Consider the following 21580-nt stretch of genomic DNA (forward strand, 5'->3'; position numbering starts at 1 on the left):
TGCCGTGGCAAATACATTAAAAGCGCAAATCAGGAAAGGCAATGAAACTGCAGCGATGTTTCGCTATCATGCGCGCAGTCTTAAAGAGTTGTGCGCCCGATCGCGCACCCGGTAAAGGAAGCAGCATGTTGTGGTTTAAGAATATGATGGTTTATCGTCTGAATCGTGACATTCCGTTGTCCGCAGACGAGATGGAAAAACAGCTTGGTGCCCTCTCCTTTTCCCCCTGTGGCAGCCAGGATATGGCGAAAACCGGCTGGGTTTCACCACTGGGCCAGCGCAGTGACGCGTTTACCCATGAGAACAACGGCCAGATCCTGATTTGCGCCCGCAAAGAAGAGAAAATCCTGCCGTCGCCGGTGATTAAACAGGCGCTGGAAGCGAAGATTGAAAAGCTGGAAGCGGAGCAGTCGCGCAAGCTGAAGAAAACCGAAAAGGATTCGCTGAAGGATGAGGTGCTGCACAGCCTGCTGCCGCGTGCCTTTAGCCGTTTCAGTCAGACTTATCTGTGGATCGACACGGTCAACAACCTGATTATGGTTGACTGTGCCAGTGCCAAAAAAGCGGAAGATACGCTGGCGCTGCTGCGCAAAAGCCTCGGCTCGCTGCCGGTGGTGCCGCTGACGCTGGAGAATCCGATTGAGCTGACGCTGACCGAATGGGTGCGTTCTGGCGATCTGCCCGCCGGGTTTGCGCTGATGGACGAAGCCGAGCTGAAAGCGATTCTGGAAGATGGCGGCGTAATCCGCTGTAAAAAGCAGGATCTGGTGAGCGACGAAATCGCCAACCATATTGAAGCGGGCAAAGTGGTGACCAAACTGGCGCTGGACTGGCAGGAGCGCATTCAGTTTGTGCTGGCCGACGACGGCTCGGTGAAGCGCCTGAAGTTTGCCGATACGCTGCGTGAGCAGAATGATGATATCGATCGCGAGGATTTCGCCCTGCGCTTTGATGCTGACTTTATGCTGATGACCAGTGAACTGGCGGCACTGACCAGTAATCTGGTGGAAGCGTTGGGCGGCGAAGCCCAGCGTTAAAACACAAAAAGGGATAACGTTTTCGCGTTATCCCTTTTTTCAGACGTTCACTCGCTTACAGATAGCGGCAAAGGTAAGCGCTGGGTTCAGCCACCTGCAGATAAAATTCGCTGTGGCCCGGCACGTTAAACACGCTGCCTGCTTCATACCATTTCCACTCAACCTCGCCCGACAGCAACACTTTCAGTGCGCCGCTGACCACGGTCATCTCTTCCGGCTGTGCCGTACTAAACGTGTATTCGCCTTCAGCCATCACGCCAACGCTGGCGCGGCCCGCAGTGGCGCTCTCAAATCCGATAGACTTCACTTTTCCGTCAAAGTATTCACTTACATTGAGCATGTCACTTCCTTATAGCAACGATAAGCTGAAAAGGCAGTGTAGAGGCCGAAGTGTCAGGGTGTCACGCAAAATCAGCACCGCCGTGAATGGCCTGCCAACGGGATCACACCATCAGTTCCGCCGCCAGTTTAGCCAGCAAAACATTGGACAGCAGCACCGGAATGCCCAACAGCTGCTGCAGGAATTCACGATGACGCGGCTGATAGCCAATGCAATCCATCATCACCACATCTGCACCCTGCTCCTGCAGCGACAGCGCAGCATCGATCAAATCGCCTTCGCTCGCCTGCCACGGACTGGCAATAGCAAAGCAGGGGGACTTACTCAGGTTGCGCCACTTTCTGCTCTGCGTGTGTAGATGGTCCTCCAGCGAGACCAGAATGCCCACCTGATGGTCATCAACGATGGAGGCAATCAGCGGCGGCAACAGGCGATCGGATTCCAGCAACAAGGCGCTGCTACAGTGCAGGCCGGTAAATTCACTGGAGGCAAACAACAGGATAGTGTCGAAACCCTGCGCTTCCAGCTCGCTGAGCTTGTGCTGCAGCGCGGTGCGAATTTTGCTGGTCGACAGCCGTAAATGTTGATCGTCACACCAGCGAACGGTGACGGTCGGTTCCCCTTCTGCCGGGGAAAAGCGAGTGACTACATCCTGTAACGAAAACGCCTCCAGCAGGTGTCGATGGGCAATCTGCTCCTCGGGAAGATATTCCAGCAATAACGGCAGGATATCGTTGCGCAATGCCACACCGAGTGTAAGCGTGACCAATGATGGTTGCATAGGTTTAACTTCCAACGGTACAGGTTTCAAAAAAAACTAATTTTACCGATCAACAGGCGCAGATGAACCATTCTATAGGGATGGGTGTCAATTGGCCTGGGGTGATAAAGCAGAGCATAGAGTCTTTATTGTATAAATGTGAGGATAGCAGTGGGCAGAAGTTTTGCCTGAGCTGTGCGCAGCGTTTACACATCGCAAAGGATGAGAAATGTGAATAAGTGCAGTAAAAAGAAACACTATTTTACTTTTTGCGAAGAGAGATAAATTTTCGTGAAATGCGTGCTGAAACGATAAAAGCACAGCGGTGTGATATCAGGCTTCCCTGCCCGTCTGACTTACTCTTTGTCGATATTTTCGTAACGCTCTTTTGCATCCAGCGCTTCCTGCTCGCTGTCATGCTCACTGATCAAAGAGTTAGGTTTCGGGTGATCGGCACGCAGTTCATAACGTGTCTCATCGCCTTTACCGACGGTAACGATGTTTGCTTCCCTTGGGTACGGTGGTCTTGATGGCATAACTATTCCCTCATGTCGTTTAAGATGCTATCGCCACTCAGCGCCGGTGCGCTGAAGCAGAGAGGATTAATGCCCACTCTGCTTTCAGTATAGACAATGGAAACGGGTTGCGCGGAATGGCTAGCTGGCGCGTGCCAGAGAGAGCGAGGTGAGAATGGCCCTTACCACGTCGTCCGGGGATTGCATGGCATCAACCTGATGATGCGCCGCCAGCTGATAGAGCGCTTCACGCTGAGCGAGCACTTCAGCCATCTCCTCTGCCACCGGCTGGCCGGTTAGCGTCGGCCGCTGAGCAACTTCCGGCGAGGCATCCAGCCGCGCCACCAACACCTCTGGCAGCGCATACAGATAGATAACCCGGCCATGCTGCTGCATAAACTGCCGATTCTCATCGGCCAACACCATGCCGCCGCCGGTGGCGATCACGGTTGAGGGCGCAGTCACCGCCTTCAGCGCTGCCGTTTCGCGACGACGGAAACCGTCCCATCCTTCTGCCGCCACGATGTCGCTGACGCTGGCACCGGTCGCCTGCAGCAGGTGATGGTCGGTATCACTAAAGTTATATCCCAGCGCCTGGGCCAGCGCGTGGCCAACCGTGGTTTTACCACACCCGCGGGCGCCAATCAGATACAAAGGTAATGACATTACGGGCAGCTCCTCCGCCGCATCCGCTGCGAAAAGGCGCGGACGGTATGGTGAATATGGGCTGGCATAATACCGACAATCACTTACAGCGGCTACCGCTTAACGTGCATTTGGCCCACTTGCGCAGCAACGGTAAAAAAATCAGTACCAGCCCCGGTTCATCACTGGCAACAATTACTTACCGGGCGCGCATTTACTTTCTGGCATGCTGAACCAAAATAGATCCATTACCCCAAAATGGAGGTTTACTATGCAGAGCGAAGAGCAACGTTTAATTGAGAGTCTGTTTAGCCGGTTAAAACAGGCTCAGGCACAGTCAGGCCCGCGTGATGCGGCGGCAGATCAGCTGATCAAAACCCAGCTACAGCAGCAGCCTGATGCACCCTATTACATGGCGCAGTCGATCCTGATTCAGGAAGCGGCGATGAAAAAACTCAACGATCGGGTAAATGAGCTGCAGAATCAGCTGGCGACGCAGCAACAACCCCAGCAGAGCAGCGGCGGTTTTCTCTCCGGTTTGTTTGGCGGTGGTCAGTCACGATCGTCACAGCCGCCACAACAGCAACAGCAGCAACAACAGCAACAGTGGAATAACAGCGCACCGCCGCAGGCTGCCGCTCCGGCGGCACGCGGTACCGGCTTCTTAGGCGGCGCGCTGCAAACCGCGGTCGGCGTAGCGGGTGGCGTGGTAATGGCGGATATGCTGACCAGCATGTTCCATCATTCTCAGCCGCAGGAGATTGTGAATATCATCAACGATGAGCCGCTACCGGACGTCTCGAATAATCTTGATACTTTTAATCAGGGCGATAACGACGCGTTTCTTAATCAAAATGCTGGCCTGCCGCCCGATTATGCCAACGACTTTGGCAACGATGACAATTTCAGTGATGACTTTGATGACGACAGCTTTGTCTGATTCTCTGCAGGCCACATCGATCCGCCTCTTCCCGTGAAGAGGCTTTTTTTTAGCGCTGCTGCAATAACCACTTATCCAGCTCGTTGGCAAACTGCTGCCGATCGCGCTGATTCAACGTCGCCGGACCGCCGGTTTGAATGCCGCTGCTGCGCAACGTATCCATAAAATCACGCATGGTCAGCCGTTCACGAATGGTGGCGTCGCTGTAGCGCTCACCGCGCGGATTCAGAGCGATAGCGCCCTTCTCCATCACTTCTGCCGCCAGCGGAATATCGGCGGTGATCACCAGATCGCCCGGCTGTGCACGCTGCACGATTTCATTATCAGCGACGTCGAAACCGGCCGCGACGCGCAGCGTTTTCAGCCACGGCGACGGTGGTACCGACAACGACTGATTCGCGACAAACGTTATCAATGTCGAGGTTCGGTCAGCGGCGCGATAGAGCACCTCTTTAATCACTTTTGGACACGCATCGGCATCCACCCAAATTGGCATAACGGCTCCTTCACGATTGCGGAATGATGGAGATCTTGCCGTTCTTTTCGAGGATGGCAAATTTTATTTGGTCGAGGCGCTCCAGCCCCTGCGTGCTGCGCGCCGAAATCAAAATGTCGCTTTCACTGATGCCCGCCCGCTTTGCCCGCTGCGGCAGCAGTTTGCCATTCTCAACCAAAATCAGCGCGTTACCATCAAGCAGCCTCTCCAGCCGTGGAAAGTGCGATTTCATCATGCCAAACAGAATGTCCATGACAATCAGCGTAACGATGGTCAGCGCGGCGCCGGTGATGGAGAAGTCGTCGCCCAGCAACGCCTGCTGCGTCGCCTCGGAGATAATCAACAGCAGAATCAAATCAAATGCGGTCATTTCGAGCAGCGTGCGCCGACCGACGATACGCAACACAATCAACAATACGATATACATGCTTGCCGCACGCAGCACGGTTTCCATGAGGCTCTCCTACGGATAGATCAGTTGACTGAAGGCCACCGTTGCGCCGTGTTCCAGCGAAACAGTGCTGTGAAAATGGCCGAAGCCCAGCGGTTGCCAGGTGAGCCAGACTGAGGCGTTATGCTGCTGCGCGGGCAGCGCCCAGGTCAGCAGCAAATCGTGCCCCTGACTGCGCGCAATCAGCGGCTGCGGCTGCACGGTTTGCAGCTGAAAATTGTCGATAGCACCGCGATCGATGCGCAGCGTAAAGCGCTCGCCCTCCAGCTGCTGCAAACGAATCGCCATGTTCATAGTACTGAGCTGACGACCAAAACGCTCATATTCCACCTGAAGCTGCCGATCGCCGGATCTCACCTGCTGCTCGCTGAGAAAGCCCCTGGAAAACAGGCCACAGGCACCAGCGATAACGATAAGAAATAGCATGACCACGCCCACTTTTTGCAGCCGCCACTCGCGTCGCTGCCAGCGCATATCCTCCTGTAAGGGATAGCTACGGCTCTGTTCTTCATCGGGATTCATCGATTACCTCTCTCGCATGGCTTGTGATTAATCGTAGCTGACGTAAGCTGTCGGAGCGTAAATTCAGCTTACTGAAAGGAAAAATCATGATTCAGAAAAAGATCGGTTTTATCGGCTGCGGCAATATGTCCAAAGCGATTATTGGCGGCCTGATTGCTGGCGGCCAGGTGAATGCCGCAGATATTTGGATTTACGATCACAAAGCTGAGACCAATGAAGAGATGGCACAGTCCCACGGCGTGACCGCGGCACAAAGCGCGGAAGAAGTGGCGAAGCAGGCTGATATTCTGTTTGGCGCCGTGAAGCCCAATGTCATCCTCAACGTGCTAAAAAGCGTTGCCGGTAGCCTGAATAAAGAGACGCTGGTAGTGTCTATCGCCGCTGGCGTCACGCTGGAATCGCTGGCCAATACGCTGGGTCACGACCGCAAAATTGTGCGGGTGATGCCAAACACGCCAGCGCTGGTCAACGAGGGCATGACGTCAGTCACGCCTAACCCGCTGGTCACCGAAGAGGAAACCCGCGAAGTGGTCGCCATTTTCAACAGCTTCGGTAAAGCGGCGGTGGTCAGTGAATATCTGATTCACTCGGTGGTGGGCGTCAGCGGTTCGGCCCCGGCCTATGTATTTATGTTTATCGAAGCGATGGCCGATGCGGCAGTGCTCGGCGGTATGCCGCGTGCGCAGGCCTATGAGTTTGCCGCGCAGGCGGTGAAGGGCTCGGCGCAGATGGTGCTGGAAACCGGCAAGCATCCGGCCGAGCTGAAAGATATGGTCTGCTCGCCGGGCGGCACGACCATTGAGGCGGTAAAAGTGCTGGAACAGAAAGGCTTTCGGGCGGCGGTGATTGACGCCATGCAGGCCTGCATGGCGAAATCTGAAGCGCTGAGCAAATCGTAACGCTATTCGCTCGCCAGCAGGCGAGCGTTCATCAGGCGCCCAGCCGCGCGCGCGCCGCCATTTTCACCGCATCCGTCATGCTCATCGGCTTTTGCATCTTATAGAGCAGCTCAGCGGTCAGCGTGTATAAGCCGCAGGACGTGGCCGCCACCAGCTGGCCTTTCTGACCGTACAGCGCAATAAAAACCTGCTCGTCCAGCGAGCCGATCAGGCGATATTCATCCCATTCGCTGGCGTGACCAAGATATTCATAGCGGGTGCCGTAATGCGCGGTCCAGAAAAACGGCACGCGATCGAACAGCTCATCGTGATTGAGCATATTCAGGGCAGCCACCCGCCCCTGCTGCTGCGCCACGCGGTAGTGCTCGATGCGCTGATGACCGCCGGACACCGGGTAAGTGGCAATGTCGCCCGCCACCCACAGGTTCGTTGCCGCACTCAGATAGCCATCGGTGCGCAAGCTGCCATCTTCTTCCAGCGGCAGGTCATGAATAAACTGTGTGGCGGGCACCACGCCGGTGGCAAACAGCACCCCCTGCGTGGCAATCAGCTGACCGTCGGTCAGCCGCACGCCGCTCACTTTCTCCTCGCCTTCCAGCTGTTCAATCTCACCTTTAATGAAGCTCACGCCGTTTTTTTCATGCAGCCGACGAAAATGGGTCGCGACCTCTTTGCCAAATTGCTTTTCAAACGGCAGCGGCTGCGGTGCAATAACCTGCACCTCAACTTTGCGGCTGCGCAGCGCCGATGCCAGCTCCATGCCGATAAAGCTGTTGCCGATAATGGTCAGCTTGTGGTGTGCGTCCACCTGCTTCAACAGGCCATCCGCCTGTTCAATGCTACGCAACACATGCACGTTTTCCAGCGTATTGCCCGGCACATCGGGACGCTGCGGCGTGCCGCCGGTGGCGATCAACAGTTTGTCATAGTGCAGGCTGCTGCCATCGGCAAAGTGCAGCTGCTGCGACTTGCTGTCGAGCCGCTCAACGTCGGCGTTTACCCGCTCCACCTGCTGCATAAAGTCGTCATCGAGAATCACCGGCACCTCATCAATCGCCATTTTTCCCGACGGCACAAATTTTGTCAGCGCGGTGCGATCGTAAGGTGCCTGATGCTCACGCTCCACCAGCACAATCTTGCCCTGATAGCCTTCATGACGTAAGGTCCAGGCGGCCGCGCTGCCAGCCGCACCGGTGCCCAAAATTACCATCACCGGCGTGTCGACATCGCTTTCCACCGCGTCGGCTCGCGCCAGGGCCTGCGGGCTTACCAGAATCATGCCCTGTTCAACCCGCACCGGATACTGCTGCAGATCGCTCAGGGCGAGCGGCTCGTGCAGGGTGCCCGCGGTGATATCAAAGACCGCTTTGTGCCACGGGCAAATCAGCTTGTCATCACAGATTGCACCCTCTTCCAGCGGCGCACCGGCATGCGGACATGTGGCCTGAAACGCCTGTACCTGTTCGCCATCACGGATCAGCAGAACGTCCGTTTCGCCAATAGCGATTCGGGTCGGTTCGCGCTGCGGCAAATCCTCTAATGCAGTGGTGGATTGATAGTTCACGGCGTTATTCCTGTGCTTAAAGGTGAGGCTGACCGTTGGCGGCGGTAATGCCGCCATCTACCGGTAAATTGACGCCAGTGATATAAGCGGCGTCGTCGCTGGCAACAAACGCAATGGCGGCAGCAATATCTTCCGGTTCGCCTGGGCGCTGCAATGGAATGCGATCGCGGAATTTCGCCAGCAGTTGCTGATCCTCTTTCATCTCAGCGGTCATATCGGTCAGCGTGAAGCCCGGACAGATGGCGTTAACGCGTACGCCCTCTTCGCCATAGTCGAGCGCCAGCGAGCGCGTCAAATTGGTAATCGCGCCTTTCGCGGCGTTATAAATGCTCATACCCCAGTCGCCGCCCAGTCCGGAGACCGAAGAGATATTTACCACGTTGCCGCGGCTTTTCAGCAGCGCAGGCATAAAAGCGCGGGTGCAATAGAACACGCCATCGAGGTCGGTAGACATGACCTTTTTCCAGTCATCCAGCGAGGCCTCATGCAGTTTACCCTGCGCATGAACACCGGCGTTGTTAACCAGCACGTCAACTTTTCCGTAGTGAGCCAGCACGCTTTCGGCCAGCTTATCCACCGCATCCGGATCGCCTACGTCGGCGGAAACCACCAGATGATTGCCGCTGATTAAGCTGCCTGCGACGTTATTCAGCTTCTCTTGGTTTCTGCCTACCAGCACAACCGACGCGCCCTCTTTCGCGAAGCGCTGTGCGCTGCCTGCGCCAATTCCAGAACCGGCACCGGTGATCACAACGACTTTGTTTTTGAAGCGTTCCATTATTCCTCCTGGTCAGTGCAAAAGGCTGAGCCCAGCGGGCCAGCACAAGACTAATAATCCTGGCAGACGAAAAGCACTTTACCTTTGCAGGGATAAAAAAAACGGCTAACCGATTGATTAGCCGTTGTTAAAATTTTTTTCCGTTAAAAATTACGCTGCGTTTGTTTTTACAACTCTGCTGCTTAGCCTTTTTTAAGACAGCCGCTGAGGAAGTTATTTCGCGCCTCGCCTTTTAACGCCTGACTACTCGCCTGGCTGTTACAGTTTTTCATTTTCATCTGTTGTGGCGTCATGGCCGCCATATTGCTCTCTTTTTTCAGGCAGCTGCTCATAAAATTTTTTCGCTCATCGCCTTTCAGTAATTGCGTGCTGGCATGCTCATTACAGCGCGCCATTTTTTGTTGTTGTGTCATCGGTTCTGCCGCCTGAGAAGTCATGCTGACAGACAACAGAAGCAGGGAATAAAGCGGAATAAGCATTTTCATCATAATTAACCTCGGCTGAGTGACCTGATCAGCCTGGCAGGTTAATTACGCAGCGGAGCGGCAAATAACGGAAAATGTGATCGGCATGGCAGTGGCGCAGCAGCATGGCGTTCAGCCAGGAGATTGCTGAACGATTTTGTCTACATAATCATAGAGTAAACGCGATGTCGGTTTTTGCGCGGCGGGATCATCAGCGCGAGAAATAGCGGTTTTCAGCAACAGCGCAATATCCTGCTGTTGATCGCGACTCATTCTTTCCAGCATTGCCGTTACCGCTATTTCAAGAGCGTCGACTTTAGCAATCAGCGCTTCTGCTTCGCATTCTTTTTCAGCCAGCTTAATTAGTAATTCAGCAATCAGATTTTTCATGCCGTCTACTCATCAATCGGAAAAATAAAAATCTAACATCGTGGCCAACAAAACAATAGCACTTTTTGTACCAGACGACGGTTAATTAATCAGGCGATGTTGAGGTGATAACAATCGTGATGTTGTTTACATGCGTTGCAAAAACCATGCTCACTGAAAAAACGGGGTTTGCTTATTCCGTCGGCGCTGATACGCCCTATTATCGTGGCAGGATATCACGATGTAACCGGCAAAATGCATATGCATTAACGTGAAGCAGAGTTTGTCAGGCTTTTCCGATGGGACAGACGTGGGTTTGTATTTCAGGAAAATATAGGCTGCGATCGCCGTCGCGATGACGCGCAAAAATCAGGCAAACACCACTTTACAGCGCAGCCTGTCACAGGCATTGTGAGCGCATACCAATCATCAGGATCTTGCTATGTCTCTTAATCTAACCGTCAGCGATGTGGTTGCTCGCCGCGACTGGGAAAATCTCGCTATTACTCAGCTTAATCGGCTGGAGGCGCATCCACCGTTTGCCAGCTGGCGGAACGTCGAGACAGCACGCGACGATCGCCAGAGTGAAAGTTTGCGCCTGTTGAATGGCTGCTGGAACTTTAACTGGTTTGCGCAACCTGAAGCGGTGCCGCAAAGCTGGCTGCTGCAGGATCTGACAGATGCTGACGCCATCGACGTGCCGGGAAACTGGCAGCTGGCGGACTACGATGCGCCGATATACACCAATGTTCAGTACCCGATCAGCACCACGCCTCCGCGGGTACCTGCGCGGAATGCCACCGGTTGTTACTCGCTCACATTTCAGTTACAACCTGATGAAGTGGGCAGCGAGCAAACACGGATTATTTTTGACGGCGTAAATGCCGCATTTCATCTTTGGTGTAATGGCCAGTGGATTGGCTATTCACAGGACAGCCGTCTACCCGCCGAATTTGACCTGACGGCGGTGCTGCAGCCGGGCAACAATCGCATCGCCGTCATGGTGTTTCGCTGGTGCGATGGCAGCTGGCTGGAAGATCAGGATATGTGGCGCATGAGCGGTATTTTTCGCGACGTCTGGCTACTGCGAAAGCCGCAGGTGCAGCTGGCCGACATACAGCTGGAAACACACTTGAGCCCGGAGTTCAGCAGCGCACGGCTGCAGGTAAAAACGCGGGTCGCGCTGGCTGGTCGTCCTGCCGCAGAGTATCAGGTCAGGGTCGATCTCTGGTATCAGGAGATGCACATCGGCAGCCTGCAACAGGCGCTCGGCAGCGAGATTATCGACGAGCGCGGCCATTATCACGATCGCACCACGCTACAGCTGCCGGTAAGTCAGCCACACCTATGGAGCGCGGAATCACCGGCGCTTTATCGCGCGGTGATCAGCCTGCGGGCAGGCGACGGTAGCGTGGTGGAAGCCGAAGCGTTTGACGTCGGCTTCCGTCAGGTCACGATTGAACAGGGGCTGCTGAAACTGAATGGTAAAGCGCTGCTGATCCGTGGCGCTAACCGGCATGAACACCATCCGGAACGCGGCCAGGCGATTGATGAAGCAACCATGCTGCACGATATCCAGCTGATGAAGCAGCATAATTTTAATGCCGTACGCTGCTCACACTATCCTAACCATCCGCTGTGGTATCGCCTGTGCGATCGCTACGGTTTGTATGTCGTCGATGAAGCCAACATTGAAACTCACGGCATGCAGCCGATGAACCGGCTGGCTGATGATCCCGCGTGGTTTGCTGCAATGAGCGAGCGCGTAACGCGCATGGTGCAGCGCGATCGTAATCATGCCTGCATCATTATCTGGTCGCTGGGCAATGAATCGGGCCACGGAAGCAATCACGATGCGCTTTATCGATGGGTGAAAAGCACTGACAGCACGCGCCCGGTACAGTATGAAGGTGGCGGTGCAGACAGTGCAGCAACCGACATTATTTGTCCGATGTACGCCCGCGTCGATCAGGATCAACCCTTCCCGGCGGTGCCTAAATGGTCAATCAAAAAATGGATCGGCCTGCCGGGTGAAGATCGTCCGCTGATCCTGTGCGAGTACGCTCACGCTATGGGCAACAGCCTCGGCGGCTATGCCAAATACTGGCAGGCGTTTCGTCAGCATCCCCGTCTGCAGGGCGGCTTTGTCTGGGATTGGGTCGATCAAAGCCTGACGCGCTATGATGAAGAGGGCCAGCCGTGGCAGGCCTACGGCGGTGACTTCGGCGACACGCCAAACGACCGCCAGTTCTGTATGAATGGCCTGGTCTTCGCCGATCGCACTCCGCATCCGGCGCTGTATGAGGCGCAACATGCGCAGCAGTTTTTCCAGTTCAGCGTGGAAAAAGAGAATCCGCTGGCCTTTGAGGTCAGCAGTGAATACCTGTTCCGCCACAGCGATAATGAGCGGCTGTGCTGGCGCATCGAGCATGAAGGCGTGCCGGTTGCGCAGGGAGAATATGATATAGATATCGCGCCACAGGGCAGCGTGCGTATTGAGTTGGAGGCGCCCGGCCGCTATCAGGGCGCGCTCTGGTTACTGCTGGAGGTGCGCCTGAAGCAGGCTACAGAATGGGCGCCCGCCGACTGGCTGGTGGCCTGGCAGCAGTGGCCGTTACCGGCGCAGCTGGCCGTTCCCCTGCCGGTCGGAAACGCATCGACGCCTGTTTTGCAGGTCTCCGGCGACAGCGTTACGGTTGAGCATGGCACACAACGCTGGTGTTTTTCTGCGGAACAAGGTGAGCTGACGCAATGGTGGATCGATGATGTCGCGCAGTTACTTTCGCCACTGCAGGACTGCTTTACTCGCGCGCCGGTTGATAACGATATCGGCATTAGCGAGGTGACGCGCATCGATCCTAACGCCTGGGTTGAGCGCTGGCAGCGAGCGGGATTTTATCAGCTGACCGCCGTCACGCAGCAGTTCCAGGCGGACAGGCTACAAAATAAGGTGCAGATCGAAACGCTGCATCACTGGCGACATGATGACGAAACGCTGTTTATCAGCCACAAGCGCTACCAGATTGATGGCGCGGGCGAGTTAAGTATCGACGTCAACGTGACGCGGGCGCCGGGTTCCCCGCCTCCAGCGCGGATTGGCCTGCGCTGCCAGCTGGCCAGCACGGCTGAACAGATTGGCTGGCTGGGACTTGGGCCGCACGAAAATTATCCCGATCGTGCTACCGCTGCCCGTTTTTCACAGTGGGATCTGCCACGAGAAGCTCTCGCCACGCCTTATGTTTTTCCCGGCGAAAATGGCCTGCGCGGCGGCACTCGTCATTTGCAGACCGGAAACCTGCAGGTTAGCGGCGATTTTCACTTTTCCCTGCAGCCATGGAGTCTGGAACAACTGCGCCGCACCACTCATCGACATCTGCTGCGTGCCGAAGCAGGCTGGTGGCTGCATCTGGATGGCTATCATATGGGTGTCGGCGGTGACGATTCCTGGAGCCCGAGCGTCAGTAATGAATATCTGCTGGATGCCGCACATTTCCATTATCAGCTGGTGCTTGCTGGCAAACAGTGAGCATGAACATCTTTCATCAGGCGCCCTCATGGGCGCTTTTTTATGCTTACAGAAAATTCATCGCCACTAAGCAGTTAACTTATCCCGATGAAAAATATTGATTTATTCTTATCACGAATATGAGTGCCATCCAAAAACAATAAACAGCACATTATGATATTTAGTTTAATCTTCATGCGGTTACGCTTAAAACAAGCAAAGCGGCAAGCGTTCAACGACTTGAAAATTATAACTTTTATTAATGTTGCTACGTTGGATTGCTGACTGGTTCTTATTGCCGCTGCGGCTACACTGAGTAATGTCACATCAGGGATGACCTCTTACTAATGGCTCGGGTGACGGTACATTCATGCACTAATAATTGAAAGCGAACTGGAGATTATGATGGCAGATCAACGTGGCAAGAATTCAGGCAATTTTGCCGACAATCCTGAGAAAGCATCTGAAGCCGGCAAGAAAGGCGGTCAAAACAGCGGCGGCGGCGGTTTCAAAAATAACCCCGAAAAAGCATCCGAAGCTGGAAAGAAAGGCGGACAAAAAAGTAACAGTGGCAGCAATAAGTAATAACCAACGCTACTGATGCGAGAAGCCCCGACCGGCACAGCTGCCGCGGGGCTTCTTTTTTGCCTGTAGCCCGCAAGAAGATTCCCTCTAAGGCAGAAACTGCAGGCATAAAAAAAGCCCCGTCAGTGACGGGGCTTTTCAAGCTGGCCCGATAAATCGAGCTGGCAAATTTTTTGCTTAGCCAACGGTAACGTTAGCAGCTGCAGGGCCTTTCTGACCATTTTCGATGGTGAAAGAAACTTCCTGACCTTCTTCCAGAGTACGGAAGCCATCGCTGCTGATTGCAGAGAAATGTACGAATACATCTTTGCTGCCATCTTTTGGAGAAATGAAGCCGAAGCCTTTCTCAGCGTTAAACCATTTTACGATACCGCGCATTTTATCAGACATTCTGTCTTTCCTTCATTCATTTACAAGCCATAATTGGCATTAGGGTTTGTCTACAGATGTGTTATGAGGCATGTGGAAGGCATCAGGAAGAAGAGATATCTGAGATAACGCTTAACTGAAGACTGCATTACTAAATCTGCACGCATAATCGGCTCTGTTAACAAACCGATGGCTGTATTTACTCATACCTGCTCTTTGCGTGCAAGTGTTATTTGCATCGTTAACGCAAACAACAGGAAAAATGGGCGATACAGATGCCACTGCAGCAGCAAACAAGTTGAGAACGCTGGCAAAATCGAAAAATATGTCAAGGTGTGACTGTCTTTTTTTCGTACAGGATCTATGTTTAAAAAACAGGCGATCATCCGCTGCCGCATACTGATGCGGCACGTGCTGCATGCCTGCCAGACAATCCCGTTCGTTCCCTGCTTGCGCGTTTTTGGAGCTCATATGGCCGCTCACACTACCAGTGCCAGTCGTGCAATCGTTGATTACTTCAACAGTCCTGCCTGGAACGCTCCTAAAGAGGCCGAGCTGCTGGCGGCCATTATGCAGGAGCTTATGCAAACAGGACGGCCAACCAGCAGCAAAGCGGTGATTGCACGCATTATTGACCGCCTTGAGCAGGATGGCGATGAGTCGCTGTTGAACAGCTACCGCAGCCTGTTGGCGCAGCTGATGGAAAGTAACGAAACGCACTCCGCCTGATGATTAACGTTTTTTAATCGCCTGCAGATCGTCTGCTTCCGCAATAAAGGCCTGCTTAGAAGTACGTTGATAGAGGCACAGCTCACGGCCGCGCTGATTTTTCATCTGCTTCTGCGGATAAACGCCTTCTATTAACAGCGCCGAAAAGCCCGCACGGTCATCAAACAAATGGATATTCCCCACGGCGCGCGCCTTGCTCAACGAACTGGCTTTTATGCAGGCGCTTTTTACTGCCGCGTCATGATCCTGCCAGGCGTTGGCGCTGGAGGCCAGCGCAGCCGGTGAAATCAACATGCCTAAAATAACGATAAGTTTGCTTTTCATCTTCTCTCCTTGAGGTTGTCGTCAGCCTGGCAAAGTTCAGCGCACGGAACAACCCGACTCGTCTGCAAAAAAAATCCCGCACCAGGCGGGAAAGGAAACGAGCACTGCATGATTATATGACGAGGAGATCGCCTTATTGCTGCTGCATAGTGCCATTCCGGCATTGCAACGATGTGACAAGCAACCTCCTCCTCTTTTTATGACGCATTAACCGCAATAGACGCGGATAATTTTTCCATCCCGATCGCCAAGGAAATTAAGGCGATTCAGATTGAAATCCATCGTCACGGCAGAATTGTAAGGAATGGCACGCACCGGCCCGGAGACGCGGACATCCTGCAGTGCCTCAAGGGGTTTGCCGGTATAGCTCTGATATTGTGAGGCGCCGCAGCGATCGTTTTCGCTGTCCTGAACCTGCGCAGTGTCGGGTTTTGTCGCGTGCTGACAGGCGCTTAGTGCAAACAGCGCGGCGATGGCAGTCAGTTTTCCATAAAGCTTCACGTGTTGATTCCTCCTCTACGTGTATTAAGACTCGCAGATGAGGGTAGCAGAATGTCCTGCTCACCTGGACTTTTTCCCCTTTGCCACCGCCCAGCTCAATTTTAAATCGGCACTATTTGCTTAAAAAAAGCACGCCTCCACACTATAATCACTAAGATTAATCTTAGGAGGAAGGTATGGAACTGATCATTTTTATTACCGCTGCCGCGCTAATGACCGTGGTTGCCGTTAAAGTGCGTTAAGCATTTTTACCGATGCCAACGTATCGAGTGGCTCTTTGCCTTCGCCGGATGGGCTCATTAGCTGAGCGAACTCTGACGAAGGCATGGGACGACCGAGAAAATAACCCTGCCCTTCATCACACGACATGCGCTTCAGTTGACGCAACTGTTCTTCAGTTTCAATACCTTCCGCCGTTACGGTAAGCGAAAACGCCTGTGCCAGTCCCATAATGCCTTCCACTACCCGTTTTGACTGCACCGACTGCGGAAACTCCTGCATCCAGGAGCGATCGATCTTCAGGCCGTTGAACGGAAAGGCTTTCAGATAGCCCAGTGACGCGTAACCGGTGCCAAAATCATCCACGGTCAATCGTACACCGATTTCGTGCAGCCCCTGCATAACGGTTAACGCATGTTGAGGATTTTCAAAGGTAATATTCTCAGTGATTTCCAGTTCAAGGCGCGCGGGTGCCAGTCCGGTTTTATGTAACGCATGGAAAACGCGCTGCACCAGATTGCCACTACGAAATTCCACCGGTGAGATATTCACCGAAACGTACATCGTCTCCTGCCAGCCCAGCGCCTCGCGGCAGGCGGTTTCCAGCACCCAATCGCTGATCGCCGTGATCAGGCCGTTTTCTTCGGCCAGTTCAATAAACCGATCGGGCATGATCCACTCGCCCGGTGACGGCTCCCAGCGGATCAATGCTTCTGCCCCGGCGATCGTGCCGCTGTTCAAATCAAAACGTGGCTGATAAAACAGGCGCAAACGGTTTTCAGCGATAGCGCTTTCAAGATGTCGCGCCATGTCGCGCTGTTGCATCAGATGCTCTGACATTTCGCAGGAATAGAATATCCATTGATTACGGCCGCCCTGCTTGGCTTTGTAGAGGGCGATATCCGCTAAACGCAGCAGCTCATCGGGCTGCTCTGCATCCTGAGGCGCCATCGCGATGCCCATGCTGGCACCGATAAACACGCTTTGATCGGCAATATTAAACGGCCTTTGCAGTTCATTCAGCAGGCGCCGGCAGCGTTTTTCAATCTGCTCACGGGTGCGGCAGCCGGTGAGCAGCAGAATAAATTCGTCACCGCCCAGTCGTGCCGCCAGCTCATCAGCACCGAGACAAGATTGCAGCCGTAGCGATACGTCATTGAGTACTTTATCGCCTGCAGCATGACCCCAGGTGTCATTAATGGGCTTGAAACGATCGAGATCCAGACTGATCATCACCAGGGGATCGCTCTCCGGCAGGTGCGATAACCGTCCGGTTAAAAATTCTTTCAGCTGTAGTCGATTGGGCAAGCCGGTCAGCACATCGTGCTGCGACAGAAACTGGATGCGCGCCTGCGTTTCAACTTCCAGCGTAATATCCGACACCGTGCCACGATAGCCTTCAATGTTATCGACATAGCCGACCATGTTTGCCACCAGGCGACAAATACGGGGTTTGCCCTGCGCGCAGATAAAATTACAGCGCAGCACTGAGCGATGCCCCTGCTGCTCACGCCTGGCCAGCCATTCAGAAACGGGCTGCACCTTGCTGTGCAATAGCTCATCGATTGAGCGGCCCAGCCAGCTCACCACCGAATGCCCGGTCACGTCGGTGAAACGGGCCGAGAGATAAACCAGCATGCCATTGCGATCAATCTCCCAGATCCAGTCGGAAGAGGCCTCCGCCACATCGCGAAAACGGGCTTCGCTGTTAGCCAACTCATGCTGACTGCGGATCAACTGCTGAAAACGCTGATCGCACAGGCGCGCATTGAACATCGCCTGGCGGGAAACGTGACGCGTAACAAATCCGATGACCAGCGCGGTTAACAATAACAGCGGCAGAATATAGAGCATCAGCGCTTCACCTGGCTCGCTGGATTTCCAGCGCAGCACCAGCTTTTCACCATTTTCAATGGGCTGAGAGATGGCAGGCTCAAGCTGCGCATCGCGCGCATTGCTGGCCAGCCGCGCCTGATCGATACCCACGGATTGGCCCAGCGCAATCAGCTTGGCAGGCGTCATGCGATTAATAAAAATCATGATCGACGGCGGACCATCGACTTCCGGCAACCCGGGCATCTGACCGGTGGTAATCGGTGCCATCACTACGATAGCGGGCGAACGATTAATGATAATATTGTGCACCAGCGCATCAGGCACGCTGTTCAGACGACGCGCTTCTGCCAGCCACTCATCGGTATATTTTCCCAGCATGGCGCTAATCGGAGTGGAGGAGAGCTTGCCATCGATCACTGCATATCGCGTCTGGTTGTTCCCGTCCACCACGAAAGCCCCTTCATAGTGGTATTCGCTGTAAAGGCCGGGGCCAAAGTTTTCCTGCGTATACGCCCAGTCCGTATCCATACGCACATGCAGGTGCTTCCAGGCTTCTCCCCAAAAGGCGTAATCGCGAATATCCGTACGCATCATTTTCTGCTGCGCCCGCCATATCTGATTAAGCAGCTGTTTTTCCTGCACGATCGCCGCATGATTTTGTCGGTGCGCAATGGTAATAACCATAATAACCGACAACGCGAATATTCCCGCTACCAGGGCAATCAGCACGCGAAGAGTGCGGCTGGTGGTCTGGACCTGGAAGCTTTGAGCTGAAGTAGAAAACGAAAATAAGGACATAAAGCACCGCCAATCGATAAAAGCACGTGCTCTGTGGCACATGGACATCGTGTGGCGGAATTGCCAACAAAATGCCTCTTCAGTGAACAATTATCGGCCAGCGGCACGCACAATTTAGAGCCAGAGATAAATATCCCGGCACGCTGGCGTTAACTCGACACCGATCATGCAGGTTGTTACTATGCGCTTTCCTCTCATCGCCGGGCCGGTTATGAATACACGAACCGACAGACTTATTCTGACGCTATTTTATCTCGGCAGTTTTGTCGCTTATTACGCCATCACGCTCCTGATTACGTTGTTCCCAAACTATGCTGAACTTCGCAGCGATGGCTTGCTGATGCCTGTGCTCTGTCTGTTTGAATTTGCGGTGATCTATCCGCTTTATCGTTTTTATTGCCAGCGCCGTGACGATATCCCGCTGGGTAAACTGCGCCCGGCCAATACGCTGCTTTTTATCGGTTCGCTGCTGCTGTTGATGCTGGCACAGACGTGGTTTTTGCAGCCGGAAGCCTGGCTGGAAGAGCAGGCGCAACAGGGCAGCAGCTCAATGCTGATTCTGATGTTTACGGCGGTGCTGCTGGCACCGGTTTTTGAAGAGATTCTGTTTCGGGGATTTTTACTGCAGGCATTTTTACTTTGGGCGCCGCGTAGCCGCTTCGCCTGTATGCTGCTTACGTCTTTGCTGTTTGCCATGATGCATACGCAATATGTGCAGTGGCAAACCACCGTGGTACTGACGCTATTTTCACTGATTCTTTGTTATGCACGCCTGCGCAGTAAGACACTGGCGCTGCCGATTTTCCTGCACATGCTGAATAACCTGATCGCCCTGCTCCCCGCCTGGTATTTCTCTCTGCAGTAGAAAATCGTCCGGGCATGACGCCCGGAAGATCATCACGAAATCGCTGATTCCGACGCGTTCTTATGCTTTTCAGCTTCAAAGTGCGTTTTAAACTGTTCGTAAATTGAAATCATGTTTGCCGCGTCGCCCTGCAATGGACTGAGTTTGCCAGCGCGGACCAGCTCGATAACCAGCTGTAAGGCAGCCTGTTTTGGGCTGTTGGAAGGATGAGCAATTTCGTTCGACATAAGCGTCCTGTGATGTGAGATGCAAAACCTGAATTGTAGCGGATGCGCCCCCGCTTGTGCAGGCAAATATCAATACCGTCCCAATGCTGCTGCCTGGCCCTGTTTGTTTTATTCGGCAGCGTAGAAATAAGCGTATTATCAGTAAGTTAATTAGCGTATAAAACGGATTGCTGCGTTTTGGCTATACTTTAGTCATCAAGAGGAAGCACGATACCGAACGTCCGCTCACAGAGACCGGGGGCAAAGGAGCCAGTATGTTGATAGGATTTGTATTATTAGTGAGCGCATGTGGTAACGATGCCTGCGATGCTTTACCCGTTTCAGAACGCATTTACCCCACAAAAATTGTTTGTGAGCAGATGGCTGAACGCATCCATAAAATACGCCCGAACGCGGTGCTAATTTGTGGTGAGGTTCACCGTTAAGCAAGTTTTACAGATCAATGAACACTTAATGAACATTCTGACGTTGCATGTTTGTCTTCAAGCGTACAAAATATAATCTAATTGGCTAAACGTCCTGTTGTGAATCTCATGAAAAATTTAAAACCTCGTCGTCCTAACGGCCGGTGGGTCTATTACATTATTTACGATGGCCTCCTGTGGCCCTGCCCGGTGCGCTGGGAATGGGAAGAAAGCTTTGGTGGCTGGCTACCGTTCTACTATTCGCCAACCTTCGAGTTTGTGGTGGGCGATCCTGACAAAGCTTTTCGCGTGGCGAAGAGCGATGGTCGACTGCGTCGTGCTGCGCAGGAATTTATGCCTGCCTGAGTCTAAAAATTCGTTAATTATCTTTAACTGAGTGCTGAAAAATTGCACCCTGCGCCAGAACGTTCACACTCTTGTTGAGAACAAAGAGAGGGACGATGGAGCAGATTCTGATCAGTGCCTGCCTGTGCGGCTTCGCCGTACGTTATAATGGCAGCGCCAAGCCCTGGAAAAATACGCATCTCCTGCGCTGGCATGCCGAAGGCAGGCTGGTGATCTGCTGTCCTGAAATCGCTGCCGGGTTGCCGGTGCCGCGTTTACCGGCAGAAATTCAGGCCGATGGCGCGCATCTCCTTGAATCGGATGGCAATGATGCCACAGCAATGTATCAGCTGGCGGCGCAGCGCGCGCTGCAAACCGCGCTGGCGCATCATTGCCGTTTTGCGTTGCTGACCGATGGCAGCCCTTCCTGCGGTAGCCAACAGGTATATGACGGCAGTTTTCAGCAGCGTCGCATCAACGGCATCGGTTTCACCGCGCGGTTGCTGCGGGAACATGGCATTAACGTCTATGCCGAACATGAAGCTGAGCTTCTGGCGACACGGCTGATGGTCGAAGAGCATCAGGCCTGGCAGGCGATTCACAACAAAGTTTCACAATTCATTCAATGACGTCTGCAACTACTGCGCTTAATTTAGTGTCTTATGAGCATCATCACGACCGATATCGATCACTCAGGAGAAACTATGCGCACTTCCAGGCCGCTTTTGCTTGCTTTACTGGGTAGCAGCATCATGCTGAGCACGCTGGCATATGCAGAAGAACCGGTGGTGCAACCCGCGCCGCCCGTCATGCAGGACAGTGACAGCAGCGCGCAGGCACAACCCGCGCCGCAACCCCATTCCTATGACGTTAAAGAGTTTTATGCCGATTCGCGGCACTATACCTACGGCGATGTGGTGCCGGATCTTTACCGCACCAAAAAATATGAAATCGTTGAATGGCAGAAACGCCATTTACCGCCGCCGGAAACCGGCAGTCACTGGACTTACATTGGTGGCAACTATGTGTTGATTTCAGACGGTGAAGGGAAGTTTCTTAAAGCAGAATCGGGCGACATATTTTTTCAGTGATC

27 protein-coding genes are annotated in these 21580 nt (G+C 53.7%); 11 read left to right on the top strand and 16 right to left on the bottom strand.

Annotated elements, in window-relative coordinates:
• Positions 1 to 125 precede the first annotated feature (125 nt).
• Entirely contained in the window at positions 126 to 1037 is a 912-nt protein-coding gene (gene rdgC / locus ACJY2L_RS12030; RefSeq protein ID WP_187486227.1) for a recombination-associated protein RdgC, read from the top strand.
• A 55-nt stretch (positions 1038 to 1092) separates the two neighbouring features.
• Here rdgC and ppnP read toward each other — a convergent pair whose 3' ends face one another.
• The 4 genes from ppnP to aroL form a co-directional block, all read right to left on the bottom strand.
• Positions 1093 to 1377, bottom strand: coding sequence for a pyrimidine/purine nucleoside phosphorylase (gene ppnP, locus ACJY2L_RS12035; RefSeq protein WP_067428299.1), 285 nt, complete (start codon positions 1375 to 1377; stop codon positions 1093 to 1095).
• A 103-nt stretch (positions 1378 to 1480) separates the two neighbouring features.
• Positions 1481 to 2158: an AroM family protein gene (locus ACJY2L_RS12040; protein ID WP_439212708.1), complete on the bottom strand. Its 678-nt coding sequence runs from the start codon at positions 2156 to 2158 to the stop codon at positions 1481 to 1483.
• Between the two features lie 335 nt (positions 2159 to 2493).
• Positions 2494 to 2673: a YaiA family protein gene (locus ACJY2L_RS12045; protein WP_067428295.1), complete on the bottom strand. Its 180-nt coding sequence runs from the start codon at positions 2671 to 2673 to the stop codon at positions 2494 to 2496.
• A 120-nt stretch (positions 2674 to 2793) separates the two neighbouring features.
• Positions 2794 to 3318: a shikimate kinase AroL gene (gene aroL / locus ACJY2L_RS12050; protein WP_439212707.1), complete on the bottom strand. Its 525-nt coding sequence runs from the start codon at positions 3316 to 3318 to the stop codon at positions 2794 to 2796.
• Positions 3319 to 3568: 250 nt separating this feature from the next.
• Between aroL and ACJY2L_RS12055 the strand changes: the two genes are divergently transcribed.
• Positions 3569 to 4237, top strand: coding sequence for a DUF2076 domain-containing protein (locus ACJY2L_RS12055; protein ID WP_439212706.1), 669 nt, complete (start codon positions 3569 to 3571; stop codon positions 4235 to 4237).
• A 49-nt stretch (positions 4238 to 4286) separates the two neighbouring features.
• Here the strand turns inward: ACJY2L_RS12055 and ACJY2L_RS12060 are convergent, their stop codons facing one another.
• Genes ACJY2L_RS12060 through ACJY2L_RS12070 form a run of 3 tightly spaced genes read right to left on the bottom strand, consistent with a single transcriptional unit; the run spans position 4287 to position 5706 of the window.
• Positions 4287 to 4733, bottom strand: a complete 447-nt coding sequence (locus tag ACJY2L_RS12060; RefSeq protein ID WP_067428289.1) for a YaiI/YqxD family protein — start codon at positions 4731 to 4733, stop codon at positions 4287 to 4289.
• A 10-nt stretch (positions 4734 to 4743) separates the two neighbouring features.
• The gene (locus tag ACJY2L_RS12065; RefSeq protein ID WP_439212705.1) at positions 4744 to 5187 is read right to left on the bottom strand and encodes a DUF421 domain-containing protein; all 444 of its coding nucleotides are present in this window, start codon (positions 5185 to 5187) and stop codon (positions 4744 to 4746) included.
• Positions 5188 to 5196: 9 nt separating this feature from the next.
• Positions 5197 to 5706, bottom strand: a complete 510-nt coding sequence (locus tag ACJY2L_RS12070) for a hypothetical protein (protein ID WP_439212704.1) — start codon at positions 5704 to 5706, stop codon at positions 5197 to 5199.
• 86 nt (positions 5707 to 5792) lie between these two features.
• Between ACJY2L_RS12070 and proC the strand changes: the two genes are divergently transcribed.
• Positions 5793 to 6605 (top strand): pyrroline-5-carboxylate reductase, encoded by an 813-nt coding sequence (gene proC / locus ACJY2L_RS12075; protein ID WP_187487833.1) that lies wholly within the window; start codon positions 5793 to 5795, stop codon positions 6603 to 6605.
• Between the two features lie 31 nt (positions 6606 to 6636).
• On the opposite strand, the gene ACJY2L_RS12080 is transcribed toward proC, so the two are convergent.
• From ACJY2L_RS12080 to ACJY2L_RS12095, 4 genes are all read right to left on the bottom strand, one after another.
• Positions 6637 to 8169: an FAD-dependent oxidoreductase gene (locus tag ACJY2L_RS12080; protein WP_439212703.1), complete on the bottom strand. Its 1533-nt coding sequence runs from the start codon at positions 8167 to 8169 to the stop codon at positions 6637 to 6639.
• 16 nt (positions 8170 to 8185) lie between these two features.
• Positions 8186 to 8947 carry an SDR family NAD(P)-dependent oxidoreductase gene (locus tag ACJY2L_RS12085; RefSeq protein WP_439212702.1) on the bottom strand — a complete coding sequence of 254 codons (762 nt, stop codon included), beginning with the start codon at positions 8945 to 8947 and terminating at the stop codon, positions 8186 to 8188.
• A 182-nt stretch (positions 8948 to 9129) separates the two neighbouring features.
• Positions 9130 to 9426, bottom strand: a complete 297-nt coding sequence (locus tag ACJY2L_RS12090; RefSeq protein ID WP_439213084.1) for a PsiF family protein — start codon at positions 9424 to 9426, stop codon at positions 9130 to 9132.
• Positions 9427 to 9543: 117 nt separating this feature from the next.
• A complete protein-coding gene (locus tag ACJY2L_RS12095; RefSeq protein WP_439212700.1) occupies positions 9544 to 9801 on the bottom strand; it encodes a sigma-S stabilization anti-adapter protein IraP in 258 nt (85 codons plus the stop codon).
• Positions 9802 to 10222: 421 nt separating this feature from the next.
• Here ACJY2L_RS12095 and ACJY2L_RS12100 point away from each other — a divergent pair, with 421 nt between their 5' ends.
• Positions 10223 to 13306, top strand: a complete 3084-nt coding sequence (locus ACJY2L_RS12100) for a beta-galactosidase (RefSeq protein WP_439212699.1) — start codon at positions 10223 to 10225, stop codon at positions 13304 to 13306.
• 384 nt (positions 13307 to 13690) lie between these two features.
• On the top strand, positions 13691 to 13870 hold the full coding sequence (locus ACJY2L_RS12105; protein WP_067428275.1) for a general stress protein: 180 nt from the start codon (positions 13691 to 13693) through the stop codon (positions 13868 to 13870).
• A gap of 177 nt (positions 13871 to 14047) precedes the next feature.
• Here the strand turns inward: ACJY2L_RS12105 and cspE are convergent, their stop codons facing one another.
• On the bottom strand, positions 14048 to 14260 hold the full coding sequence (gene cspE / locus ACJY2L_RS12110; protein WP_067428273.1) for a transcription antiterminator/RNA stability regulator CspE: 213 nt from the start codon (positions 14258 to 14260) through the stop codon (positions 14048 to 14050).
• 450 nt (positions 14261 to 14710) lie between these two features.
• Here cspE and ACJY2L_RS12115 point away from each other — a divergent pair, with 450 nt between their 5' ends.
• Entirely contained in the window at positions 14711 to 14968 is a 258-nt protein-coding gene (locus ACJY2L_RS12115) for a biofilm development regulator YmgB/AriR family protein (protein ID WP_187487830.1), read from the top strand.
• 3 nt (positions 14969 to 14971) lie between these two features.
• Here ACJY2L_RS12115 and ACJY2L_RS12120 read toward each other — a convergent pair whose 3' ends face one another.
• From ACJY2L_RS12120 to ACJY2L_RS12130, 3 genes are all read right to left on the bottom strand, one after another.
• Positions 14972 to 15292: a hypothetical protein gene (locus tag ACJY2L_RS12120; RefSeq protein WP_439212698.1), complete on the bottom strand. Its 321-nt coding sequence runs from the start codon at positions 15290 to 15292 to the stop codon at positions 14972 to 14974.
• 207 nt (positions 15293 to 15499) lie between these two features.
• Positions 15500 to 15793 (bottom strand): I78 family peptidase inhibitor, encoded by a 294-nt coding sequence (locus tag ACJY2L_RS12125; RefSeq protein WP_225700947.1) that lies wholly within the window; start codon positions 15791 to 15793, stop codon positions 15500 to 15502.
• Positions 15794 to 16021: 228 nt separating this feature from the next.
• Positions 16022 to 18646 (bottom strand): bifunctional diguanylate cyclase/phosphodiesterase, encoded by a 2625-nt coding sequence (locus ACJY2L_RS12130; protein ID WP_439212696.1) that lies wholly within the window; start codon positions 18644 to 18646, stop codon positions 16022 to 16024.
• A gap of 211 nt (positions 18647 to 18857) precedes the next feature.
• Here ACJY2L_RS12130 and ACJY2L_RS12135 point away from each other — a divergent pair, with 211 nt between their 5' ends.
• Positions 18858 to 19511 (top strand): CPBP family intramembrane glutamic endopeptidase, encoded by a 654-nt coding sequence (locus ACJY2L_RS12135; protein WP_067435143.1) that lies wholly within the window; start codon positions 18858 to 18860, stop codon positions 19509 to 19511.
• A 32-nt stretch (positions 19512 to 19543) separates the two neighbouring features.
• Here ACJY2L_RS12135 and ACJY2L_RS12140 read toward each other — a convergent pair whose 3' ends face one another.
• Positions 19544 to 19738 carry a hypothetical protein gene (locus ACJY2L_RS12140; protein ID WP_067428263.1) on the bottom strand — a complete coding sequence of 65 codons (195 nt, stop codon included), beginning with the start codon at positions 19736 to 19738 and terminating at the stop codon, positions 19544 to 19546.
• A gap of 254 nt (positions 19739 to 19992) precedes the next feature.
• On the opposite strand from ACJY2L_RS12140, the gene ACJY2L_RS12145 reads away from it, so the two are divergent.
• The 4 genes from ACJY2L_RS12145 to ACJY2L_RS12160 all read left to right on the top strand — a co-directional run bounded on the left by ACJY2L_RS12145 (position 19993) and on the right by ACJY2L_RS12160 (position 21578).
• Positions 19993 to 20163 (top strand): hypothetical protein, encoded by a 171-nt coding sequence (locus ACJY2L_RS12145; protein WP_187487826.1) that lies wholly within the window; start codon positions 19993 to 19995, stop codon positions 20161 to 20163.
• A 108-nt stretch (positions 20164 to 20271) separates the two neighbouring features.
• Positions 20272 to 20508, top strand: a complete 237-nt coding sequence (locus ACJY2L_RS12150) for a hypothetical protein (protein WP_067428261.1) — start codon at positions 20272 to 20274, stop codon at positions 20506 to 20508.
• Positions 20509 to 20603: 95 nt separating this feature from the next.
• Positions 20604 to 21116, top strand: a complete 513-nt coding sequence (locus tag ACJY2L_RS12155; protein WP_187486235.1) for a DUF523 domain-containing protein — start codon at positions 20604 to 20606, stop codon at positions 21114 to 21116.
• 75 nt (positions 21117 to 21191) lie between these two features.
• Positions 21192 to 21578 carry an RcnB family protein gene (locus ACJY2L_RS12160; protein WP_439212694.1) on the top strand — a complete coding sequence of 129 codons (387 nt, stop codon included), beginning with the start codon at positions 21192 to 21194 and terminating at the stop codon, positions 21576 to 21578.
• Positions 21579 to 21580 lie beyond the last annotated feature (2 nt).

Source organism: Duffyella sp. Ts4 (assembly GCF_051851875.1).
GTDB lineage: Bacteria > Pseudomonadota > Gammaproteobacteria > Enterobacterales > Enterobacteriaceae > Duffyella > Duffyella gerundensis.

Excerpts from the sequence above, each read along its gene's own strand:
- ACJY2L_RS12130 (WP_439212696.1), bottom strand. The coding sequence starts at position 18,646 with ATGTCCTTATTTTCGTTTTCTACTTCAGCTCAAAGCTTCCAGGTCCAG.
- ACJY2L_RS12065 (WP_439212705.1), bottom strand. The coding sequence starts at position 5,187 with ATGGAAACCGTGCTGCGTGCGGCAAGCATGTATATCGTATTGTTGATT.
- aroL (WP_439212707.1), bottom strand. The coding sequence starts at position 3,318 with ATGTCATTACCTTTGTATCTGATTGGCGCCCGCGGGTGTGGTAAAACC.
- ACJY2L_RS12100 (WP_439212699.1), top strand. The coding sequence starts at position 10,223 with ATGTCTCTTAATCTAACCGTCAGCGATGTGGTTGCTCGCCGCGACTGG.
- proC (WP_187487833.1), top strand. The coding sequence starts at position 5,793 with ATGATTCAGAAAAAGATCGGTTTTATCGGCTGCGGCAATATGTCCAAA.
- ACJY2L_RS12040 (WP_439212708.1), bottom strand. The coding sequence starts at position 2,158 with ATGCAACCATCATTGGTCACGCTTACACTCGGTGTGGCATTGCGCAAC.
- ACJY2L_RS12085 (WP_439212702.1), bottom strand. The coding sequence starts at position 8,947 with ATGGAACGCTTCAAAAACAAAGTCGTTGTGATCACCGGTGCCGGTTCT.
- ACJY2L_RS12160 (WP_439212694.1), top strand. The coding sequence starts at position 21,192 with ATGCGCACTTCCAGGCCGCTTTTGCTTGCTTTACTGGGTAGCAGCATC.
- ACJY2L_RS12135 (WP_067435143.1), top strand. The coding sequence starts at position 18,858 with ATGAATACACGAACCGACAGACTTATTCTGACGCTATTTTATCTCGGC.
- ACJY2L_RS12095 (WP_439212700.1), bottom strand. The coding sequence starts at position 9,801 with ATGAAAAATCTGATTGCTGAATTACTAATTAAGCTGGCTGAAAAAGAA.
- ACJY2L_RS12140 (WP_067428263.1), bottom strand. The coding sequence starts at position 19,738 with ATGTCGAACGAAATTGCTCATCCTTCCAACAGCCCAAAACAGGCTGCC.
- ACJY2L_RS12145 (WP_187487826.1), top strand. The coding sequence starts at position 19,993 with ATGTTGATAGGATTTGTATTATTAGTGAGCGCATGTGGTAACGATGCC.
- cspE (WP_067428273.1), bottom strand. The coding sequence starts at position 14,260 with ATGTCTGATAAAATGCGCGGTATCGTAAAATGGTTTAACGCTGAGAAA.
- ACJY2L_RS12060 (WP_067428289.1), bottom strand. The coding sequence starts at position 4,733 with ATGCCAATTTGGGTGGATGCCGATGCGTGTCCAAAAGTGATTAAAGAG.
- ppnP (WP_067428299.1), bottom strand. The coding sequence starts at position 1,377 with ATGCTCAATGTAAGTGAATACTTTGACGGAAAAGTGAAGTCTATCGGA.
- ACJY2L_RS12155 (WP_187486235.1), top strand. The coding sequence starts at position 20,604 with ATGGAGCAGATTCTGATCAGTGCCTGCCTGTGCGGCTTCGCCGTACGT.
- ACJY2L_RS12055 (WP_439212706.1), top strand. The coding sequence starts at position 3,569 with ATGCAGAGCGAAGAGCAACGTTTAATTGAGAGTCTGTTTAGCCGGTTA.
- ACJY2L_RS12115 (WP_187487830.1), top strand. The coding sequence starts at position 14,711 with ATGGCCGCTCACACTACCAGTGCCAGTCGTGCAATCGTTGATTACTTC.
- ACJY2L_RS12070 (WP_439212704.1), bottom strand. The coding sequence starts at position 5,706 with ATGAATCCCGATGAAGAACAGAGCCGTAGCTATCCCTTACAGGAGGAT.
- rdgC (WP_187486227.1), top strand. The coding sequence starts at position 126 with ATGTTGTGGTTTAAGAATATGATGGTTTATCGTCTGAATCGTGACATT.
- ACJY2L_RS12150 (WP_067428261.1), top strand. The coding sequence starts at position 20,272 with ATGAAAAATTTAAAACCTCGTCGTCCTAACGGCCGGTGGGTCTATTAC.
- ACJY2L_RS12105 (WP_067428275.1), top strand. The coding sequence starts at position 13,691 with ATGGCAGATCAACGTGGCAAGAATTCAGGCAATTTTGCCGACAATCCT.
- ACJY2L_RS12090 (WP_439213084.1), bottom strand. The coding sequence starts at position 9,426 with ATGCTTATTCCGCTTTATTCCCTGCTTCTGTTGTCTGTCAGCATGACT.
- ACJY2L_RS12045 (WP_067428295.1), bottom strand. The coding sequence starts at position 2,673 with ATGCCATCAAGACCACCGTACCCAAGGGAAGCAAACATCGTTACCGTC.
- ACJY2L_RS12120 (WP_439212698.1), bottom strand. The coding sequence starts at position 15,292 with ATGAAAAGCAAACTTATCGTTATTTTAGGCATGTTGATTTCACCGGCT.